This window comes from Candidatus Kuenenia sp. (assembly GCF_027493735.1).
GTDB lineage: Bacteria > Planctomycetota > Brocadiia > Brocadiales > Brocadiaceae > Kuenenia > Kuenenia stuttgartiensis_A.
Window position 1 is genome coordinate 54602 of the sequence record NZ_JAOSKF010000003.1, and the last position, 20326, is coordinate 74927.

Below are 20326 nucleotides of genomic sequence, written 5' to 3' on the forward strand. Positions count from 1 at the left end.
CCATTTCCTTCAGAAAATCCACCTCTCAGATTGTTTCCAGCCTCTCCGTGCAGTATCTAAATCTATTGTGATTCCGGTTTCCTGACAACGCCCCGCGAACACTTGAAAATCTGCGGACTGTCTTGTTAGCAAAGTACCAACTATATCAAACAGTATCGCATTGTATCTTTTGTTGCTTTTTTGATTTTTCATTTTCAACTACCTAGATTTAAGTATTTACGAATGTCTTTAGCATCTCCAGTCGTTCGGCATATTACCGCATCTTCCTTAACAACCTTAAATAAATGCCCACACCCACATTCTTCAAAAACATTACGTAATTCAGTGTCTTCTTGAATATCAGTCATAAGGTAGGTTCTTAGTTTGTCGAGATGTAAGTATTCTTTATCATCTCTTCTGATACCGAGTTTTTTGTGCAATAACAGTCCTTCTGGTGTTCCATCCATTGTGATAAAGAGAAATGTTCTTACTATAGCAACTCCATCGTTTATCGTTGTTACCAAATAACCCAGTTTGTGACAATTAAACCAATATTCGATAAGATATTTTCCATTAGTACTTTTAACAACTTTTGCATTTAAGATGGAACACCACAAATAATCGTAAATAAGACTTTTTGAGTTTTCAAAACAATCTATTCTTTCGTATAACCTTTCCAACGCATGAGATTGAATGTATACAGGAATGTTCTTTTCTAAGCCAGTTAACCCAACATTTTTGTTGTCCAAGCCAGCCCATTTTATTCCATAAGGCATAAAACACTGACCGCATTTATATGCAATTCTTTGCTGTCCATCAACAAAAAAACTTTTAGACATACACTGTTGTCTATGTATTCGAATCAACCTGATAGGCTTTCCGTTTGGTAAAGTGTTACATTCTATAGACGCCCAAAAAAAAAATCTGTCCATTTTATTATGTTCTATGAGTACTGCATCTATATTTTGATACAAACATTTTATTACTGCAGCTATGTTTTCCTCTGACAACAACAAACTCGTAGCAGTTTTTATATTTTCTAAGGATGAGAGTTCTTCGCAATTTTTAAAACAATGGGCAACGGAAACCGCAACTGAGAAATAATCATTTATTTTAATGGTTGTGTTAAAGGGCTTTAGTACAAAAGTTAATTGCTTAATACAGTCATCTACTTCCTTCGCAACCAAAATCGATTCGGAATCATTTTTTAATTCATCAGATAACTCTATACGAAAAGATGGATAACGTCGTGATATTACTTTTTCCTTCAAGCTCCTTTGCAACTTTGAAAAATCTTTTTTATGCTTATGCTTTCAAATACTCTGTCAAATTGTTCCCACTTTTTATTAGCAGCCAAGTCTTTTTGTGCTTAAGTTTTTCTTTCCTTTTTCTCTTTTCATAATTTGTGTTTCTTTTTGAAAAAGTGTTTAAAAATAGCGCGATGAATCTTTTTTATATTATTGGAGTAGTATTTCCAATCCTTTTCATTGAAAACAGAAGAGAAATATTCAGGAAGTATTATTGTTCCGTCTGATCTCTGAATTTTTAAATGAGACTTACATAGAATATCAATTCTTGGTCGAAATCCAAGCATATGCGAACAAATGTCTTTTAGAAATTGGAAATCTGGTTCGAACCTTTCCCGTATTGTCTCATGTGCATAATATTTTAACATGATAGAAAGATATTTATACCAAAGACAATCCATGAGTAGTCTAAACTTTTTAAAATATATATCCAGTTGTTTAAGGTATTCTTGCCATTCTTCTAAAGACATGGGAGTTATTTTTGTCTTAAGGCAGTGAATTGCCATTTCGATTTGGTTCCTCAAAATCCAACCAATGGCAAGGAAGATATGCATAAAGTTTGGTATGTTCTCTTTAGGTATATCTTTAATATGTATCTCTAACTTTCTAAAATGTTTGTCTATAAAGTGAAGTGTCGCTTTGTGATGATTTATGAAGTGTCTAAGATTCCATTCTCCAAGTCTCCATGTTTCCTTGCTCAACCCAGAAGAAGGTCTTGGGCTGTATGCTAATATTGGTTGTATATTTTTGATTACTGGAATATCACAGAAAGTCAGGAACTGTTTCAGTGCCTTGGAATTGCTGGAGTTGTATAATTCTTTGATTGCTTCTATGCACTGCAATGTACTTTGCTGCGCCTCCTTTATTTGATATTCACATCCTATACTTCTACCAGTTTTAATCTCTTGAAAATTGGTTGATAGAACCTGATTTTTAGGTACAATCGAGTTATTTTCAACTAAAGCTCTGATTTGAACAATGGACGAGTTTATATGTTCACAATAAATGTGCCATTTTTCCTCTTTGAGAATGGATTCAAAATACTCTGGAAGGACTAAAGCCCTGCCACTTTCACGTTGGACCTTTAATTGAGATTTTCGCAAGACCTCAATTCTTGACCTAAATCCCAACATCTGCGAACAGACATCCTTCAAATAGTGGAAATCAGGATCGAGTTTTTCCCTGATTTCCCGGCGGGTGTGATGTTTAAGCATGGTCGTTAGATAATCACCCCAAAGACAATCCATAACTTCCTTGAAGTATTTAAAATATTCATCAAGTTGTTCACGGTAGTCATACCACTCTTTTGAAGTCATCGGTGTTAATTTTGACTTAAACCCCTGAATTACCCTTTCAATCTGGTTCTCAAGAATCCAACAAATGGCAAGAAAGATATGCATAAAGTTTGGTATGCCTTTTATAGTTCCATTTTTTATATGTTTTTTGAGCTTTCCAAAATGCCTATTTATGAAGTCAATGGTTGCTTCGTGAAGGTCTACAAAGTGTTTGAGATTCCGTTCTCCAATGTTTCGCATTTCCTTGTTCCGATCCAAAGGTGGTCTTGCCCTACGTGCAAATGGTTGTTCTGCTTCAATTACTGGAATATCACAATAGATCAGGAACTGTATCTGGCGATCTAAATCACCAGAGTGGTTCATCTCCTTGAGCGCTTCATGGAACTTGTCTGTGCTTTGCATTGCTTCCTTTATTTGTCGCTCGCGACGCACACTTCCACCGGTTTGAATATCTTGTAGATTGGGTTAATAGAAGAGGATTGCTTAGTGCAATCAATTCATCGTTCATCAAAGCTTTTATTTGAACAACGGATGATTGATCACCAAAATTCTTCAGCATTTCATCTGAAAGGTCTGCGTCGTAGTATCCTTCATCTAACTGCTGCAACTTAACTTGTTGCGTAGGTTTGTTTGGAGAACTGATTTCAGCAATGAGAGGGTATTGTCTAAATTTTTCAGAAATATCAGCGATCAGGCACAACCGTTCACCCTCAAGCAAGGCTTCTTTAAGTAATATATCATATCTATTGGATGGAGATTTTTTGTCCTCCTCCTGCGTAAAATTCAATTGTTTTTCATGATTAAGCAGAATGGCAGTATTGTCTGGATCAAAAAACCTTTCTGGGCTTATACTCGATTTACTTAAGCCATGGAAACACAAGATTACCTCAGCATTACCATCGTTCATGGTACGCAACATCGCTGGTGTAGTAAAATTGGCACTACCAAAAGCAAATACGATATTTTTATCTTTCTCGATAGCAATAGCTTTTGCATGAAGGGGTTGGCTATGTTCTTCATCTTTATATGTACATAGATATATCTCAACTTTACTCTTCCTCACTAGCGGATGTTTCAACCATTGTGAGGTCAATGTGGTGATTCCGTTTTGAGTAAAGATTTTAATTTTTTTCGGTTTAAAATCTCGATCCACTCTATCAAGAAGGGTAGGTGTTGGGTCGAAATATCTGGAAAGCACAGAAATAGAATCAACGGGTTGTTCAATTTTCGCCTTTAGCTGTTCCCATAGTGGGGTATCAATGTTATGTAGTAGTACTGGATTTGATTCGTTTATTTCATTGTTATACCCTTCAGTTAACCAGGCAATTTCCCGTTCTACTACCCGAATATTGGATTCGAGTGTTTGACTTAGAGAATAGTTACTTATTTGTCTGAAATAGTGAAATGCAGACATAAACAAATACTTAAATTGTTCCTTTTCCTCAACTTCATATTCGTAGCATGACACCAACTCTGCATTTGATGCAAGGCCTGGACGGGTAAAATTTGCACTTCCGATTACAAGCAAGCCATGGTCTTGATTTACAAAAAGAAATATTTTTGAATGAAATGCACCTAGAACGTAAACTGGATGTAAGAGATAACGAAGATTTGCCTTTTGTGGCATTGATGAGTCTGTTCCTTTTATGACTTTTTCGTATTCACCCCTATCTACGAGAACAGAAATATTACCATTTCCACTTAGACTTTTAAGTTTTTCAAGACAGTACTCCTCAAAGAACTCTGGGTCAAAAGTATACGTAGCTATGAGCGCATGATCATAGGAGCTACTATCAAGTATCTCATGCAAATTGAATCGATTGTCTTTCTTATTACTCATTCATGTTCGTTCAGTATTTTGTTCAGAATTGTTTTGCCTTTCGAGGTAATCGAAAGGTATCCTTCATCGTCAGATTCTATAAGACATAAGTCACGCATAATATTAACTGCTTGAAGATGTCGATTAGCACGAAATTTAGGTGAGTATTCCTGTTCTTTAAATAGTCGATTTCCATCAGTTCTGAACCAGCAACTTTCCAATCTCTTTTTCTCGTACATAATTCTATCATGTTGATCAACAATGAAACATCTTATAATTCTTTCTAGTGTTTCATCCCACTTTGTATTCTTGTCCAGCCATTTATCAATGATTGGCATAAACGTCCAAAACCAAAGGCCGTTACCAGCATGTTCATGTACATAACACATGCCTTCTTCATCCTGAATTCCTCTCCACTTTCCATAAAGAACTGCTAAAAGTAGCATTGCCTTAGCCGTAACACTTCCTGTGTCTTCCTCAGATATCCTCAGGATATCAAATTCGCTATTTTTAGCAGTTGGAATAAGCAATTGTTGCAAATCGTATGATGCTTCATGAGTCGGAATGTCTTCGATGTTAAAAGCTTTAAGGATTTCTCTTGGTCTATAGCAATCCTTTCCTGCTTTCTCTCGTAAAACTTTGAGAAATGTGGTCTCCATCAATCGTAAAACAATATTTTCTATAGTTAGACCCGCTGATTCATTACCTATTATTTCCAAAACAGCAAATAGTATGTTTTCTAATGCATTTGTAAAATATTGTTGGAGACAGAATTGCCTCCAAAGAGAGTGACAACGTCTAAACTTTTCAGGACATTTATATGGAATAGTTTTATCATCCTCCTCAGACCAAATGACATCGAAGTAAGAAGGCGCATAGACAAAAATGACATCGATGCTATCTAGGTTTAGATATAAATCATGTCTTTCATATTCACACAGAATGTGGAGTATTTGACCCAAGGTGTGTCTTCTGAGTAAGGTGCTTTCACAAATGGTAGTGCCATTGAAGCCGAAAAACAGATCTATGAGAAGTTTCCGTTCTATGACTCCAGATTTTTTCATGATGGCATCGAGAGTCAGCAATTTTTTAGACCCATCAAAGTCAACAAGTGGAATTTTTGTTTTTCGAAAAAGTTCCTTTTGGATGTAAGGAGTCTCATGAATAGATAAATGAAATGCTTCTGCCAATGCTTCTCCCATTCCTTTATTCAAATGGTCAATTCCATTTTCAATGCGACGCGTCAACCCAAGCTGATACAGGCTTCCTCCGTAATACTGACCATAGCCACCCAGCGCATTCGAAGGTAGAACACGAAAATTACTGTCCATCTCACCTCTCTGGAATCCTTTCTCCAATATTGGACGGGCGGCTTTAATGCCAACAGGTGAGGTATTACTATTGTTGGCATATGTGGACATGGCAAGTACTGCCTCTCTTCTACGAAAACTGTCAACAAAATCTTTATACTTCTGAGGCTTTTCCGTTAGATGAATATGCCAGATATTCCAGATATTCCAGCAGTAAAATGAATAGTATCTTGCTCTATTCGTTTGAGTAGTAATACCTGTTAAAAGGAATTCGACAATCATGTCCGAAACCCTTGATAAACCAAGAGGGTCTCGCCCACCCGTTTCTGCGATAACTCTTTTCGTCCATCTGGGTAAGAACTGATCAATATTTGACAATTTGGTAAGCTGTTTCATGGAATCAATCCTTTTTTAGTTAGGGTGTAGTCAAAGTCAATGGGGTCAAACCTAACCTAACCTAACCTAACCTATTGGCAAGGGGAGTCAATGGGGTCAAACCTAACCTATTGACAAGAATGTTTTTTCCCTAAAATGATTACAGTTTTAATTATAAGGATATGTTGAAATTGATTAATATTCAGGTAAATCCTTTTACCTGTATAAATAACTATTCGTCGGAGAGCGCATTACTGCACTGGTTATACATGAACCTTAAGGTATCGTCTTTCTGCAGAGGGATGGGGTCAAATCTTTATCAATTACATATTTGTCAATGGTAAAGATTTGACCCCTTCCTATGTGTTGGACAAACTAAGTTAATAAGTAATTGTAAAAACCAGGGGTGAGCTAAGTCAATAAGCAAATCTTCTTTATATCAAATCTAAAAATTCTTTTAGTACATTTTCCATTAAAATGAGGTCTTTAGGCGAAAGTTTGCCAAGTTTCTTTAAAACTAAGCTTTGTTCAATAGTTGATATGGCTGGTTTGATAGAAGAAGGCTTTAACAAACCAGCACTCTGCCAATCTTCTATTAAACATTCTCCTATGGTAAGATTGCCTGTTTTTCCCGTAATTGCCATAATAACAATGTCAGAGGATGTATTGTTATAAACATCAGAACTAATAATTACCGCCGGACGTTTCTTTATGATAGTTTGGTTGCTGAATGGAAAAGGGACAAGAACGACATCTCCTCTATTATAGACTGTCATAAACTGCATCCTCTTCATTGTCCCATATTTTTTGAAATGATGCAGTGGACAAGTCCTGAGAGGCTCTTGCAATCACGATTCTTTCTCTTTTGCTTTCTAAAAACTGAATGAAATCAAAGACCTCTGGAAGAAGATTTTCCGGAAGTTTATCAATCTCTTTCTTTATCATTTCTTTGACCGACATTTTGTTCCCTCCTTCTTTATTTCAGGTTTGTGGCTGAAGAATTACCTCACATATTCTTAATTATTTCATCGGCAAACTCGGAACACTTGACTAATTTAGCGCCCTTCATCTGACGTTCAAGGTCATACGTAACTGTCTTCTTTTGAATAGCCTTTCCCAATGCCTTCACAATCATGTTTGCTGCCTCATCCCAGCCCAGATGCTCAAACATCATTACCCCTGATAAAATAACTGAACCCAGATTAACCATATCTTTTCCCGCATATTTGGGGGCAGTACCGTGGGTGGCCTCAAAGACGGCCGCCTTATCACCAATATTTACCCATGGGTATGGCATGGGGTCAAACCTAACCTATTGACAACAATGTATTTTTTCCTGAAACGATTATACATTTAACAGTTTTAATTACAAGGATATGTTGAAATTGATTAATATTCAGGTAAATCCTTTTACCTGTATAAATAACTATTCGTCGGAGAGCGCCTTATTGCACCGGTTATACATGAACCTTAAGGTATCGTCTTTCTGCAGTTTTTCTTTTAATCTCTTTCTTACCTGACTCATCCCTCCAACGGTTAAACCTCCCAGCTCCTGACCAATTTCCCTTAAACTTTTATGATACAACCTATACCTGCAACATAAATCAATATAAACCATCCTTGCTTCTCTAAATGACCCCAGCAGCCCCTTGTCTTTCTCGCCCACGAGCCAATGACTACGGTAGGTATAGAGAAATACACTACTCCATTTTGCCAGTAAATGGGTTTATAATATTGCCCTGTAAAAACCTCTTTTTTTGTAAGTTTTTCTTTGTACTACTATCCATCAACTTCTTGTTTTTAATGCTCGTTTTTCAAAATGCATACTCGTGCGGAGCTTGTCGAAGCAACAGTAAGGCATTGATTAGTAGAGACGCACGGCCGTGCGTCTCTACATTTTTGGTTGCGACTTTTTGCTGCGCTATGTATCTCCAGTAGCTTTTTTTCTGCCGTGTAAATATTTTTGATAACGCCCTTCACCAACACACTCGCTTCCCATAGGACACTTCTCGATACAGCTTTCAGGGATATCTCGCTTTATCATGCCCCCGCAGCTCTCGCATGCGAATTCATATTCAAAACCGGCTACCGACGCCGTACCTTCCTGGTGGCAGTGGGGACACGTTACCTCCAAAATTTCAACCCTTTTTATCTTCTCCGCCCCCGGACACTGAAAGACGTTCGGTTTTTTGAATTCTTTTGTGGAAGATTGAGGGGACTCCTTTATTTTCGCAATAGTTTGAACCGCCAAAACGCGGAGAGGCATTCGCCGCTCTCCCTTTAAAAAATCCTGAAGCATTTTTATGGCCTCGCGATTCCCCTTTCCGGATCTGCCGATTTCTTCAAGGGCTTGGCGCACCACTTCACTTTCATTATGCTGCAATCTTTTCATAAGCAATTTCATAGGTGAATGTTCTTCGTTCATGCGGCTACTATAGCATATTTCCCGGGCGCATTCCCGATTTTTTGTAACTATCTGCACAATGTAACACAAGCATCCTGCTTGTGATATTTAATACACAAGCGGCCTTGCCTATACGTCCCGGCACGCAGACAGGCGACTCGCCCAGACCGGGACGGTCTGGCTACCTTCGGAAACGTACGCAGACAGGGAAGCATGAGTCACGTAGAGACACGACATGTCGTGTCTCTACTAATTGTTTATAGCCAAAAGTATCTATTTTTCTAAAATTTAATATACAATCCAGGTATCAATACACGTAAGCCTCCTGATATAGTCAAAAGCATCTGTTTTTAGAAAAATTTAATATAGTATTTAAGTATCGATAGAGGGTGGCACGGACAAACAAGGTTTGTCCGTGCCACCCAATTAACAATTTAAAATTCATATTTTATGAGCATCTTGGATATAACGCGAAAGCGCGAAAAGATAGGAATCTTTTTCTGACCCCCTGAATAATGTCACAATTACAATAGTTATCTGTAAAAATTACAAAAGTCTGAAAAATTCATGTGTTGTAATAATGATAAAATAAACGATAAATTTATTTTAAGTAATAATGTTTCAGATACTTATAATCAATGCAAATTCTTTCTGAATTGTATGGTATTCTAGTTGCTTTAGCCATAGAGGGCAGAAGTTTTTTGAGAGCTAATGGCAAACAAAAAGTGCTTTTTCAGGATATATACCTTGTTTCAACTTTTTTACGGGAAGATCGTTTTATGAACAGTTCAATGAACAAAAAATTTCTGAAATCTATTTACTGTATTTTGGCAATAATTGTTTTTCAAATATATGTGATTTCAATGTCATTTGCAGGTGTTTTGAATAAAAATACCGGGGTCTATTTATTACAAAAGGGCAATGATGCTGATCATAAAATAAATAATGATGGAGACGAAGATGAAGATGGGGAGGAAGAAGATGATGATGATGATGGTGAAGACGAGGATTCTCACAACGCAGGAAGGAATTGTTTGACGAGCGGTTGCCACACAGGAGGCAGAGAACATACGTTTTCTATTGGGGGAACGATTTATGATGATGCTGAAGGTTCAAATGCGAGAAAGAGTGCAAAAATAAAAATAACAGACGCTAATGGCCAAAAAGTACGCTTGCGATCAGATCAGTTAGGAAATTTTTACTCAGAGAAGGATTTAACAGCACCGTTTACCATATCTGTATCTTATCGTGGCCGTACGGTATCGATGCCGACCGGCGCAGAAAATGGTGGTTGTAATGCGGATGGTTGTCATACTACCGAAGCAGAGGGCAGAGTATTTATAAATACAAATGACCTCGATCTTGCTGGTATGGTAACCAGTAATGATAACGGAGGTAATTCTTCGGAGATAAGTTATGAGAGCAGTGTAAAGTCGATTCTCGACGCCAAATGTATTTCGTGCCACAAAGAGGGTGGCTCTGAAAGTAGCATACCCTTGACGACATATGCTGAAGTAACGGATCCAAGATTGGTTACTCCGGGAAGTGAGGATTCTCTCTTATTGAGAAAACTTGATAAAAATTCCAGCGAGGGTACTATGTGGCCGAACCTCAACAGCAATAGTGAATATAACACAATAAAGGATTGGATTGTTGAATATAATGCCCGGGAGTATTTATCGGATACGATTGATGTAGCCGGAGAACCCGTTGCCGGCGCTAAAGTACGCCTCAGTAAAAATGGTAAGATCAAATATCAAACGAAAACAGACGAAGGCGGTGAATTTATTCTTGAAAAAGTGAAGGCAGGTGCGTATTCCATGAAAGTGTATAAGAAAGGTTACGATGCTTACAATCAATCCTATCAAATGAATCAAACAGATGTAACACCATTGGAAATTACCTTAAAAAAGAAATAGTATCTGTATGAATAAAAACATTTATTGTAAGGAGTTGTAATGTGAAAATAGTAAAGAATTCTCTTTCTTGTTTGGCGTTGAGTGTATCGTTATGCAGTATGTTTTCAAGTGCAGTATTTGCATCGGCAAGCGGTCCTGATGCTTACCGTACCGGAGCTCCTGATGATTCCGGCACCTGTAATGCAAGTGGTTGCCATGATACATACACCAACGATTCCGGGGATGCTGAATTTTCTATTTCCGGTCCCTATGAGTATACCCCTGGAAAAACTATCAAATTAAAGGTAGCATTTAGCAACTCCAGTGGAAAAAAACGTGGGTTTGAAATGACTGCGGTTGATGCAAGCGGAAACAGAGTGGGAAAATTTAAAAAAATCGGGAATACCACACAGGTTATTCCTGCGGATGATTATCGGGGACTTGATAAAGCTGACAAGGATAAATATATAGAACATACGTATAAGGGAACAAAGAAAAAGAACTGGAAGGTGAAGTGGACGGCTCCTACCGACGCTACGGAGCCAATAACATTTTACGCGGCAGGCGTTGATGCTGATGGTAAAGGCAGTGAGACGGATGATTACGTCTACACCACCACTTTGGAAATAAGCGCAAAATAGTCTCTATGTTTTGACTATACCCGGCATGGCATTGTAAATATTACACATAGGCGCAAAAATCTCTGTCAAAATCGTTTGCGTTCTTTATTTTAACCATCGCCATGTGGTTGTTTAACTCAAAACATTCGTAACAATTTAGCTTTTTGAAAATATGTTGCAGTTTAGTTTTGGGTGGCACGGACAAACTCCGTTTGTCCGTGTGGAAATTAGACGTAGCCCCATTTGCACACGACCACGGACAAGCACTGCTTGTCCGTGCCACCCATATTAAGCTAAAATATGTGTATCAATTTTCAAAAGACTAAAGTGTTACAAACATTCGCATTAAAAATGCTTGGCATATATTGTTTTGCTTAGTAATTACAATTCATCAACGCAATGACTTGTGCAATGGCTATCTGCGTCTTTTCCGAAGAAAAAAGGTATTGACTAAATTATGAAAGATTACACGAAAAACAAACGTCCGGATATGCTGGAACCCTTTTTCCCGAACGAAATGTTCCGGTACATTATCGTTGGTTGCTTTCTTGTGGTGCTTGACCTCCTTGCCGTTTTATTTTTCCCGCTCCCGTTTAACCCTGTAAACAAACCGGAACATATTCCGTGGTTTTTCATTCCCGTGTATTTGCTCAAAAAATGTATCCACAACGAGTTTGTCTTTATTTTTATTCTTGTGGCAAGCGCCTTGTTCTTTATCTTCCTTCCATTCATTTTCAGAGGAAAACGAAGGCATGATACAAAGCAATCCTGAAAATGCATCAATGGGCAGACGTCTGTTCCCCTTTTTCATAGTTATCTTTTTCTTTCCGATGGCCTTCATTATCAGCGGCTGCATTATTTACCCTGAGCTGGTGGAAACAGGCATGAAGTCACCTGAAGCGGGAAAATGCGGCGATTGCCATATTGATATTTACCATGAATGGAAAGATTCTCCCCATGCCGGAAGTTATACCAGCAATGCCTTCAGGGAACAAGCATTTGATTATTCATTCACTTTTTGCCTTGGATGCCACGTACCGGAAACCATTTTTACCGATGCAAGCATCGTCCCTCGGAATATACATGTTGAAGAGGGGGTCAATTGCAATGCCTGCCATTTAAATGACTGCACACTCGCCGGACCAACCCCTGCCCGCGCCCCACATCCGGTTACCGGGATGAATATGTTTTACAAGAGCAGTGAACTTTGCGGAAAATGCCACGCCGGCACGTATAACGTCTGGAAAGAAATAAAAGACGCCGAAGATAAAAAGACCTGCCAGGACTGCCATATGCCGGAAATAGTCCGAAAACTTATTCAGGATGAACCCTGGCAAAAGATATATCCAAAGCGGGAAGGCAAGCAGCATCTTTTTTCTTTTCAGGAGTTAATTCCCGTTGACGAGCATATGTTGTCCCTTTGCTTTACTAAAATAGTTCAAACAGAAGATGCTATTGAAGGCGCACTTGAAATAACCAATACCGGCATCCCGCATAGTGTACCAACGGGTGACTACGGATACCGGGAAGTGCTCGTGACAATAGAGTTGTTAAATAAAACGGGGCATGTTGCAGGCTACAGAGAGACAAGCCTGTTTGTAGAATTGAAAACAGCGCTGCACTATAAGGAGAAGCGAATGATACCATTCCACTTTACGCTGAAAGATAATGTCTGTACCCTCAGGGCAAGAATGATAAGAACGTCATTAAACCGTGACATATCCATCGTTTTGGCGGAAAAAATATATTCGCATTGATTTTGATTCCAGTGGTTGCGGCTCGTTCCTCACTTGAGATATCTAAGTAGAGACAGGTTTGAAACCTGTCTCTACCATGTAGTGCGACGAACCTCGTCGCACTACAAATGACAATTTCCAGTTTCAAAAGACTAAAGTGTTACGTTGTAAGTGAAGAATAAATCATGTTTGAAGAAGTAAAAAATTTAAATAAAAGACACGCCGTCCGGCTGGCAATCTCTGCACTCATAGCCATTGCAATTGCTGTGGCAGCGCTGTTTTTTACCGTGACGAAGGTGAAGTATACACAATATTGCGGCAAGTGCCATTCGGACGTCACATTCAACAATAAATGCTACAATGTCTTGTCAGGGAACATTGCCTGTATCGACTGCCATGCACCCGAAAACAGAAGCATGAAGGTAATGGCGGTCGAAATGGCGGATGAACGTTGTACATCAGAACTGTGTCATCCTTTACAAAAACTCTCAGAAACGGCAACCCGATTCAAAAAAACAAGAGATTTCCGGCATGCAACACATACAAAGCATTTTCCAGGCAATCTTACGTTGCGCTGTGTCTCCTGCCACTCGCATATGGTAATGGCAGAAGACATTTTGAGACAGAGGCCGATACCTGCAATGTATGTCATTTTGCCGGCATGCAACAGGCGCTTCTCACAAGGGAGAAACAACCCATTTCCGAATGTACCTTGTGTCATGCTCCCGTAGAAAAAACCATTCAAATTTACGGCAACACATTTAACCACATTGCTTATGAAGAAAGGAAGAACGTGGGTTGTTCCGATTGTCATTTCGCTGTTGTACAGGGAAACGGCGCCGTTGTCAGGGAGAATTGTTATGTATGCCATCAAACTATTCAGGAAAAGTATACTGCACCGGACATGCATGATATCCATATAATGAATCACAAAACATCATGTGTTGCATGCCACAGTGCCATTATACATACCGCTATGAAGAAAAATGGAGTTGTGCTTTCAAATATTCCGAACCGCACATTTGACCTCTCTCTCTACAAAACGCAATGGATGGTTATGGCGGGAACGGGCGGCGCAGGCATTGCGGACGAACCCGATCCCATGTTTATCGCAACGCTCAATTGCTCGGCATGCCACAAGGACGTATTATTATCAAAAGTAGCGCCGGAGGTATGCAACAATTGCCATGACAGTGGATTTGACAAAATAGTATCTGAGCAAATATCTTTCGTCTCGAAAAGAATGAGGTTGCTAAAGCTTCTTTTGAAAAGGGCAAAAAAACTCCCTCTTCCGAATGCAGGGCATGTTATTACCGAAGCGGAGTCGAATTATTATTTTATCAAGGAAGATGGGAGTAACGGCGCCCACAACATTAAATATGTAAAGGACCTTCTGGAATACAGCATTACGAAACTCAATCAGGTCTTGCAGGAAAGCACATGAAACGATTAATAATCATCGCCTGTTTTTTTATCGCTTCGCTCAATTCACCCACATCAGGGGAAGAAAATCTGTTGATGCGGCAAACACCGTTCGTGTATCCTTCAGGCTCATGCACGGACAGGTGCCACGTAAATTATTTGCATTACCGTACAAAATATAAGGACAGCTTTTTTTTGCACAACCATCATTCTCCCTTACAGAACATTGAATGCTGTGAATGCCATAATAACGATCCGGCAAACACGAAAACACACGGCGGTTTAATAATTGAAGAAAACGACTGCAAAAAATGTCATCACAATGAAGCAACAAATGACGATTGTTTGAAATGCCATTCCGCGGTAAACGACTACCGAAACGGTTCGTTCCGCTATGCGGGCATTCATTCTCCCGTCACCGGAACCCCTGATTGGATGTATAAGGCGGTGTTGTGTACCGATTGCCACAAACAGGAAGAAAACAATTTTCTCTTCCGTGATACCCGCAGTATCTGTATAGAGTGTCATAATGATGATTACGGATTACTCTATGATAAATGGAAAGAGTTTTTGAGAGAAGAAACGCAGCCGGTTATCCGGGAAAACAATAATAGCGCGAAAATGCAAAAGTATGTAAAGCAAATACAACAATATGGCATACACAATATCCAATTATCACGAATGCTTTTGAAAGGCATTCAAAAAGAAAGGGACGTCTCTGCACAACCATGAACATAACAGAAGAACACGTTCATTTCCCTTCTGATAATTTATCCCTCGAGGGAGTATTGGCATACGATGAAAACACAATGCCTTCCAGGGCAATTCTTTTATGCCCCCCCCATCCTACCCTCGGCGGCGATATGGAAAACAATATAATAACGAGCCTTGCGCGTGTTTCGGCAAAAGCCGGCTTTCTCTCGCTCCGTTTCAATTACCGCGGCGTTGGTAACAGCGAATGCGGGGTGAAAGATATTGCAGAAATATTTCAGTACTGGGAAAAAACAATGAGCAGTGAAAATTATGCCGATGCCCTAACGGACGTTCATTCAGCTCTAAATTTCCTGGTAAAGCAGTCCGGCAGGGACGCTAAGATATTTATTGCGGGGTATTCATTTGGCTGTATTGTTGGCATGAGAGTGGCGACGGCAAGCGATGCCGTATCGGCATTCGCTTCAATTTCCACGCCATTTGGCAAATATAACCTCAGTTTTTTAAGGGAATGTAAAAAACCAAAATTATTCATATATAATCAAAATGATTTCGCCACAACAGTGGAAGACACACTGCAAGGTTTAGAAAAAATACCCTTGCCCGTGACAAGTGAGTTAATAGAAAACAGCGACCATTTCTACCGGGGAAAAGAAGGTATTGTTTCCATGAAGGTGTGTAATTTCTTTGATGGTATCAGGTATTGACAACGACACTCAGGCGGCTCTCCATTTGCGATGTATACTCAAAAAGCTCACAAAATGCGAGTTTTATAAGGGTGGCACGGACAAACCCTGTTTGGAACTATTAGAGTTGCTGGTGTTTTAAGATTTCAAATGAAGGTAACAATTGAAAGCTTCCAAAAATCTTCACACAAAGTAGCCATTATATACCGCTAAATTTGAAGCATCTGTACAATGCAAGTTTAACTATATCACATGATTTTCTTGACTTTATAATTGCAAAGATATAGTTTAACCGCGAGCCTTGATATCGAGAGTTACTATAGCAAAAGGAAACTGGGGGCATTCCCGATTTTTTGTAATTATCTGCACAATGTAACACAAGCATCCTGCTTGTGATATTTAATACACAAGCTGCCTGCCTATACGGGTGGCACAGGCATTTTGTCTGTGCGGAATACAGGCAGGAATGCCTGTACCACCCTTGCAATAAATTTTATTATTCATCTTCCGAAAACCTTATTTTTTTGACTATATTTACAAAAAATCGGGAATGCACCCATCTTCAATGGGAAAAATAGAAGTCAATTATGATTTCAATATTCTGGCAACGCTCAAAGACAAACAACTGCAAGTAGGCAAAGGATTGTCACGGGTAAATATTATTCACGCAAACATTTTTAATCAGTAAACAGTATGGAAGAGTTGCTTAAAAACGATTTACTGTCACCGTATGTATCCATGCTGGATATAGACCTGAATGATGCCTTTTCTTCAATTAAACAAAAAGAATGGACTGCGGATAACTTTAAATTTGCCACTGCAGTATCGGTAATGTCTTCATCCCGTATAGAAGGCGAAACCTTAGAGGTTGACAGCTATGTAAAACACAAAGTGCTCAACATAGAATATCTGCCCAACCTGACCGAAAAGCCCAATGATTTGTATGCCGCCTATGAATTTGCAAGGGACAACAGGCTTAGCCTATCCAATTTTTATAAAGCCCACAGCATAGCTACCCGTCAGTTATTGCCGGAGGCACAACGGGGCGTGATAAGGACAGGTAACATGCTGATTATGGAGCAGCAGTCTCAACGCATACAATACGAAGCTGCGCCTGCATCCATTGTAAAAAAGGAATTTAAACGTTTTTGGGATGAACTGGAAACATTGCTTGCCGGTTCGCCCGGCACCGAAGAGATTTTCTATTATGCATCTTACATTCATTTAGTATTTGTAAAAATTCATCTATTCAATGATGGTAATGGCAGAGCTGCCAGGCTGCTGGAAAAATGGTTTTTAAGTAGCCATTTAGGTCAAAATGCGTGGTATATAGCAAGCGAGTATTACTATTATCACAACCTGCAAGCCTACTACAATAATTTAGCCCGCATAGGATTATTCTATGAAGATTTAAAGTATGAAAAAACATTGCCTTTTCTGCTGATGCTTCCAAAGGCATTGGAAATACAGTATAAAAGCAGTTAAGTCAAAATTATGGAATTAAAATTATATCAACATATACGCAGGCACTTCCTGAGGGAGACGATTGATTTATTCGACAAGTCAACACAGGAAAAAATTGAAGCTTATGATGCCTATATTGGTTTAGATGAAAAAATATTGGATGCCGTAAAGAAGTATCTGAAAGCTTACAACACTTATCTGGAAGCCCGCAAGCAACAGAAAGTAACCCTTAGTTACTATCAGATATTGGCGATTTACTTTACCTAAGTTTTTTTCAGGCAACGTTACAGCAAGGAATTTGAAGACTTTGCAAAAAGTGCATTGGCTTACTGGATGGCAACAGGAAGCGGTAAGACAATGATAGTGCACATCAATGTTTTTCAGTTTATTGAACACAACAAAGGTTTAAAGACCCGGAACTTATCATCACCACACCCGGAGTAAACCTGATACATCAACACGAACGGGAAGTAACGCCATTGGTGGAATACCTGAATAAAATCCATCGAAACAAAATCAGATTTACCATTGACACAGAGGGTTCCGTGCTTCATACGACAGTTGTGGGTCAACAAACAGTAATGCTTCGAATGAACTTTAGTGCTGAAAATCGCCAACTTCGGCAACACGCAAAACGTTGGCGGTCATTGTAAAGACGACACCGAAACCATAAACGAACAGACAAAAAAGGAAAGACTTGATGCAGAAATATTCAGTTAACCAACACTTAATCGAGACAATTTTAGCTTGGGTAAATTCAGGAGAAATTGCAATTCCGGAAATTCAAAGACCATTTGTTTGGGACAGTTCAAAAGTCCGCGACTTAATGGACAGTTTATATCAAGGTTATCCTGTTGGCTATGTTATCGCTTGGAGAAACCCTAACGTAAGGCTGAAAGACGGAAGTTTAAGTGAAGGTAAAAAGGTTTTAATTGATGGACAACAACGAGTAACAGCATTAACAGCTGCAATTCTTGGACAATATATAATCAACAAGACATATCAACAAGTAAAAATCAAAATAGCGTTCAATCCAATTGAAGAACGGTTTGAAGTTCAAAATCCAGCCATTCTTAAAGACAAAACCTGGCTACACGATATTTCAGAAGCAATAAACGGAGACCTATTTGAGATTGCGGACAATTATTTTGAACTAAATACTGATGTTGACAAAAAGCACGTTCGTAACGCTTTCTCAAACCTTATTAACATACCGAAAAAGCAAATTGGTTTAATCGAACTTTCGCCTGACTTAGACATTGAAACCGTTACGGAAATTTTTATCCGCATCAACTCAAAAGGCGTTGTTTTAAGTCAAGCAGACTTTGCAATGAGTAAGATTGCAGCAGACACCGAAAATGGTGGAAATGAACTAAGAAAAGCGATTGACTATTTCTGCCACCTTGCCATTGCTCCAGACTTTTACAAACACATAGTAGATAATGACAAGGAGTTTGCAAAAACAGACTTCTTTCAAAAAATGCAATGGCTCAAAACTGAAAATGAAGACCTTTACGACCCCGACTATAATGACTTAATTCGTGTTACTTTTACTTCACAATTCAACAGGGGCAGACTTTCCGACTTAGTTAGTTTGTTATCAGGAAGAAATTTTGAAACAAGAACATACGAAGCGGAAATAGCTCAACAATCATTTGCGACACTTAAAAACGGAGTAACCAACTTTATCAATGAAACCAATTTCAAAAGGTTTTTAATGATTGTAAAATCAGCCGGCTTTATTTCACCTAAACTAATCCGTTCACAAAACGCCATAAATTTTGCTTACATAGTTTACCTTAAACTGAAAGACCTTGGAGTAAGTTCCGTTGACATTGAGAGTTATGCAAGACGTTGGTTGGTTTATTCAATTCTGACAGGTCGGTATTCAGGTTCACCAGAAAGTGCGTTTGACTTCGACATTAAGCAGATTGAACACAAACCATTTAACGAGATTTTGAACGAACGAGAAGAAGCCGAACTTTCAGAAGCATTTTGGAACGCTTCTTTGCCACAAAGTTTGGACACTTCTGTTGCAAGTAGTCCATATTTCCACGTATTTCTTGCCTCACAAGTAAAAGCTAACGACAAAGGATTTTTATCAAAAGACGTTTTAGTTAGCGACTTGATTTCGCTTCGTGGTGACATACACCATTTGTTTCCAAAAGACTATTTGAAGAAGAACGGGCTTGACCGAAGCAAATACAATCAGATTGCAAACTATGTGTATATGCAGTCAGAAATAAACATTAAGGTGGGCAACAAGCCTCCTAAAGACTATTTCGACTTACTCAAAACGCAAATGATTGAGAACAACAGACAAGTAAGTGGAATTTCGACAGAGCAGGAACTTTTGGACAATTTAAAAGTGAATTGTGTTCCGACAGAGTTGATGGAAATGACCATAGACGACTATCAAGACTTTCTGGCTTTGAGAAGGAAACTTATGGCAAACAAAATGAGAGATTATTACTTCGGACTATGACGACAGAAAAAAAACAACGAACCGCCAACAGGCGTTTGGCGCAATGGTGGGTGACGCGGTTAAATCAAGTGCAGTGCTTCTATCTGGCATTTATACAGGTTGATAGTTTTGTGCTTCTAAGTCCGCCACGGGTGCATTCCCGATTAAGATTTCTAAAGGAATATGAAGATTAAAATGAAGCTTTTTAATCATATTTAAAGTAAGACTTCTTTGATGATTAAAATTTCTGACACTCGACCACGTTTTCCTATAAATGGTTCTAAATCCTTTCTGGATAACTCCATTTGTTCCATTCTGAATCTTAATGCTTCTACCGGATCAGGTGGATCAACTGGATAGTGTTTTTCTTCATATGCTTCCACCAAAACTAAAAGAATATCTAGTATAGCGTTTCATTAAAATATCTACATTGATACCGTCATTGCGAGCGACAGCGAAGCAATCTCTTGTTCCCAAAGGACTTAAGATTGCTTCGCTGTCGCTCCACTCCTCGCAATGACATTTTTTACGTACACACTTTAACGAAACGATGTACTGGTTTATCTCCTTTTTTTGTATTTTCTTTTGAACCCCAGAGATTTTCAATTTCGGAAAGTGCTTTTTGTAATCTACTTCTGTTTTTATTGGATAAATGTCCATTATATAACCTCCGCATTGATTTTATTATATTGTTGATAAAGGCGCAAAAGGGGTAACATATTGATCATTGATTTCAAAAATGGGTTTAATCACACATCAAGATATGATCCCATCCCCTCGTGCTCAATCCTCAATCCTCAGGCCACAATCTGCAATTTGCAATTTGTCGATTGCCG

General features: G+C 38.8%; 22 protein-coding genes. 12 read left to right on the plus strand and 10 right to left on the minus strand.

Annotated elements, in window-relative coordinates; translation table 11 throughout:
- Positions 1–194 precede the first annotated feature (194 nt).
- From M5U24_RS02955 to M5U24_RS02995, 9 genes are all read right to left on the minus strand, one after another.
- Positions 195–1250, minus strand: a complete 1056-nt coding sequence (locus M5U24_RS02955) for a hypothetical protein (RefSeq protein WP_298201501.1) — start codon at positions 1248–1250, stop codon at positions 195–197.
- 125 nt (positions 1251–1375) lie between these two features.
- Entirely contained in the window at positions 1376–2983 is a 1608-nt protein-coding gene (locus tag M5U24_RS02960; RefSeq protein ID WP_099325305.1) for a hypothetical protein, read from the minus strand.
- On the minus strand, positions 2958–4421 hold the full coding sequence (locus M5U24_RS02965; protein WP_298201503.1) for a phospholipase D-like domain-containing protein: 1464 nt from the start codon (positions 4419–4421) through the stop codon (positions 2958–2960). The genes M5U24_RS02960 and M5U24_RS02965 overlap by 26 nt, the downstream gene beginning before the upstream one ends.
- Complete coding sequence (locus M5U24_RS02970; RefSeq protein ID WP_298201505.1) at positions 4418–6106, minus strand: hypothetical protein; 1689 nt, start codon at positions 6104–6106, stop codon at positions 4418–4420. Before M5U24_RS02970 ends, M5U24_RS02965 begins: the two co-directional genes overlap by 4 nt.
- 413 nt (positions 6107–6519) lie before the next feature.
- Positions 6520–6861, minus strand: a complete 342-nt coding sequence (locus M5U24_RS02975) for a type II toxin-antitoxin system PemK/MazF family toxin (protein ID WP_197705163.1) — start codon at positions 6859–6861, stop codon at positions 6520–6522.
- On the minus strand, positions 6848–7045 hold the full coding sequence (locus M5U24_RS02980; protein WP_099325301.1) for a DUF2281 domain-containing protein: 198 nt from the start codon (positions 7043–7045) through the stop codon (positions 6848–6850). The genes M5U24_RS02975 and M5U24_RS02980 overlap by 14 nt, the downstream gene beginning before the upstream one ends.
- A 46-nt stretch (positions 7046–7091) precedes the next feature.
- On the minus strand, positions 7092–7382 hold the full coding sequence (locus M5U24_RS02985) for an isocitrate/isopropylmalate family dehydrogenase (protein WP_230407993.1): 291 nt from the start codon (positions 7380–7382) through the stop codon (positions 7092–7094).
- A 129-nt stretch (positions 7383–7511) separates the two neighbouring features.
- Entirely contained in the window at positions 7512–7751 is a 240-nt protein-coding gene (locus M5U24_RS02990) for a hypothetical protein (protein ID WP_164994278.1), read from the minus strand.
- A gap of 255 nt (positions 7752–8006) precedes the next feature.
- Positions 8007–8567 (minus strand): hypothetical protein, encoded by a 561-nt coding sequence (locus M5U24_RS02995; protein ID WP_164994279.1) that lies wholly within the window; start codon positions 8565–8567, stop codon positions 8007–8009.
- 701 nt (positions 8568–9268) lie between these two features.
- Between M5U24_RS02995 and M5U24_RS03000 the strand changes: the two genes are divergently transcribed.
- From M5U24_RS03000 to M5U24_RS03055, 12 genes are all read left to right on the plus strand, one after another.
- Positions 9269–10408 (plus strand): carboxypeptidase-like regulatory domain-containing protein, encoded by a 1140-nt coding sequence (locus tag M5U24_RS03000; protein ID WP_298201510.1) that lies wholly within the window; start codon positions 9269–9271, stop codon positions 10406–10408.
- Positions 10409–10449: 41 nt separating this feature from the next.
- Positions 10450–11028 carry a Reeler domain-containing protein gene (locus M5U24_RS03005; RefSeq protein WP_157820525.1) on the plus strand — a complete coding sequence of 193 codons (579 nt, stop codon included), beginning with the start codon at positions 10450–10452 and terminating at the stop codon, positions 11026–11028.
- A gap of 436 nt (positions 11029–11464) precedes the next feature.
- Positions 11465–11779, plus strand: coding sequence for a hypothetical protein (locus tag M5U24_RS03010; RefSeq protein ID WP_099325295.1), 315 nt, complete (start codon positions 11465–11467; stop codon positions 11777–11779).
- A complete protein-coding gene (locus M5U24_RS03015) occupies positions 11760–12764 on the plus strand; it encodes a cytochrome c3 family protein (RefSeq protein ID WP_099325294.1) in 1005 nt (334 codons plus the stop codon). Before M5U24_RS03010 ends, M5U24_RS03015 begins: the two co-directional genes overlap by 20 nt.
- 164 nt (positions 12765–12928) lie before the next feature.
- A complete protein-coding gene (locus M5U24_RS03020; RefSeq protein ID WP_298201512.1) occupies positions 12929–13474 on the plus strand; it encodes a NapC/NirT family cytochrome c in 546 nt (181 codons plus the stop codon).
- Positions 13405–14187: a cytochrome c3 family protein gene (locus tag M5U24_RS03025; protein ID WP_298201514.1), complete on the plus strand. Its 783-nt coding sequence runs from the start codon at positions 13405–13407 to the stop codon at positions 14185–14187. Before M5U24_RS03020 ends, M5U24_RS03025 begins: the two co-directional genes overlap by 70 nt.
- On the plus strand, positions 14184–14897 hold the full coding sequence (locus M5U24_RS03030; protein ID WP_298201516.1) for a hypothetical protein: 714 nt from the start codon (positions 14184–14186) through the stop codon (positions 14895–14897). Before M5U24_RS03025 ends, M5U24_RS03030 begins: the two co-directional genes overlap by 4 nt.
- Positions 14894–15583, plus strand: coding sequence for an alpha/beta hydrolase (locus M5U24_RS03035; protein WP_298201518.1), 690 nt, complete (start codon positions 14894–14896; stop codon positions 15581–15583). The genes M5U24_RS03030 and M5U24_RS03035 overlap by 4 nt, the downstream gene beginning before the upstream one ends.
- 544 nt (positions 15584–16127) lie before the next feature.
- Complete coding sequence (locus tag M5U24_RS03040; RefSeq protein ID WP_261341063.1) at positions 16128–16250, plus strand: hypothetical protein; 123 nt, start codon at positions 16128–16130, stop codon at positions 16248–16250.
- 5 nt (positions 16251–16255) lie between these two features.
- Positions 16256–17047, plus strand: coding sequence for a Fic family protein (locus tag M5U24_RS03045; protein ID WP_099325290.1), 792 nt, complete (start codon positions 16256–16258; stop codon positions 17045–17047).
- 9 nt (positions 17048–17056) lie between these two features.
- The gene (locus tag M5U24_RS03050; protein ID WP_099325289.1) at positions 17057–17293 is read left to right on the plus strand and encodes a hypothetical protein; all 237 of its coding nucleotides are present in this window, start codon (positions 17057–17059) and stop codon (positions 17291–17293) included.
- Positions 17294–17726: 433 nt separating this feature from the next.
- Complete coding sequence (locus tag M5U24_RS03055; protein ID WP_099325288.1) at positions 17727–19511, plus strand: DUF262 domain-containing protein; 1785 nt, start codon at positions 17727–17729, stop codon at positions 19509–19511.
- Between the two features lie 348 nt (positions 19512–19859).
- Here the strand turns inward: M5U24_RS03055 and M5U24_RS03060 are convergent, their stop codons facing one another.
- On the minus strand, positions 19860–20150 hold the full coding sequence (locus tag M5U24_RS03060) for a hypothetical protein (RefSeq protein ID WP_298201521.1): 291 nt from the start codon (positions 20148–20150) through the stop codon (positions 19860–19862).
- Positions 20151–20326 lie beyond the last annotated feature (176 nt).

Bases quoted from the DNA above. Each gene is read 5' to 3' on its own strand.
- M5U24_RS02960 (WP_099325305.1), bottom strand. From the start codon at position 2,983: ATGCAAAGCACAGACAAGTTCCATGAAGCGCTCAAGGAGATGAACCAC.
- M5U24_RS02965 (WP_298201503.1), bottom strand. From the start codon at position 4,421: ATGAGTAATAAGAAAGACAATCGATTCAATTTGCATGAGATACTTGAT.
- M5U24_RS02970 (WP_298201505.1), bottom strand. From the start codon at position 6,106: ATGAAACAGCTTACCAAATTGTCAAATATTGATCAGTTCTTACCCAGA.
- M5U24_RS02975 (WP_197705163.1), bottom strand. From the start codon at position 6,861: ATGACAGTCTATAATAGAGGAGATGTCGTTCTTGTCCCTTTTCCATTC.
- M5U24_RS02980 (WP_099325301.1), bottom strand. From the start codon at position 7,045: ATGTCGGTCAAAGAAATGATAAAGAAAGAGATTGATAAACTTCCGGAA.
- M5U24_RS02985 (WP_230407993.1), bottom strand. From the start codon at position 7,382: ATGCCATACCCATGGGTAAATATTGGTGATAAGGCGGCCGTCTTTGAG.
- M5U24_RS03000 (WP_298201510.1), top strand. From the start codon at position 9,269: ATGAACAGTTCAATGAACAAAAAATTTCTGAAATCTATTTACTGTATT.
- M5U24_RS03010 (WP_099325295.1), top strand. From the start codon at position 11,465: ATGAAAGATTACACGAAAAACAAACGTCCGGATATGCTGGAACCCTTT.
- M5U24_RS03015 (WP_099325294.1), top strand. From the start codon at position 11,760: ATGATACAAAGCAATCCTGAAAATGCATCAATGGGCAGACGTCTGTTC.
- M5U24_RS03020 (WP_298201512.1), top strand. From the start codon at position 12,929: ATGTTTGAAGAAGTAAAAAATTTAAATAAAAGACACGCCGTCCGGCTG.
- M5U24_RS03025 (WP_298201514.1), top strand. From the start codon at position 13,405: ATGCAACAGGCGCTTCTCACAAGGGAGAAACAACCCATTTCCGAATGT.
- M5U24_RS03030 (WP_298201516.1), top strand. From the start codon at position 14,184: ATGAAACGATTAATAATCATCGCCTGTTTTTTTATCGCTTCGCTCAAT.
- M5U24_RS03035 (WP_298201518.1), top strand. From the start codon at position 14,894: ATGAACATAACAGAAGAACACGTTCATTTCCCTTCTGATAATTTATCC.
- M5U24_RS03040 (WP_261341063.1), top strand. From the start codon at position 16,128: ATGGGAAAAATAGAAGTCAATTATGATTTCAATATTCTGGCAACGCTC.
- M5U24_RS03045 (WP_099325290.1), top strand. From the start codon at position 16,256: ATGGAAGAGTTGCTTAAAAACGATTTACTGTCACCGTATGTATCCATG.
- M5U24_RS03050 (WP_099325289.1), top strand. From the start codon at position 17,057: ATGGAATTAAAATTATATCAACATATACGCAGGCACTTCCTGAGGGAG.
- M5U24_RS03055 (WP_099325288.1), top strand. From the start codon at position 17,727: ATGCAGAAATATTCAGTTAACCAACACTTAATCGAGACAATTTTAGCT.
- M5U24_RS03060 (WP_298201521.1), bottom strand. From the start codon at position 20,150: ATGGACATTTATCCAATAAAAACAGAAGTAGATTACAAAAAGCACTTT.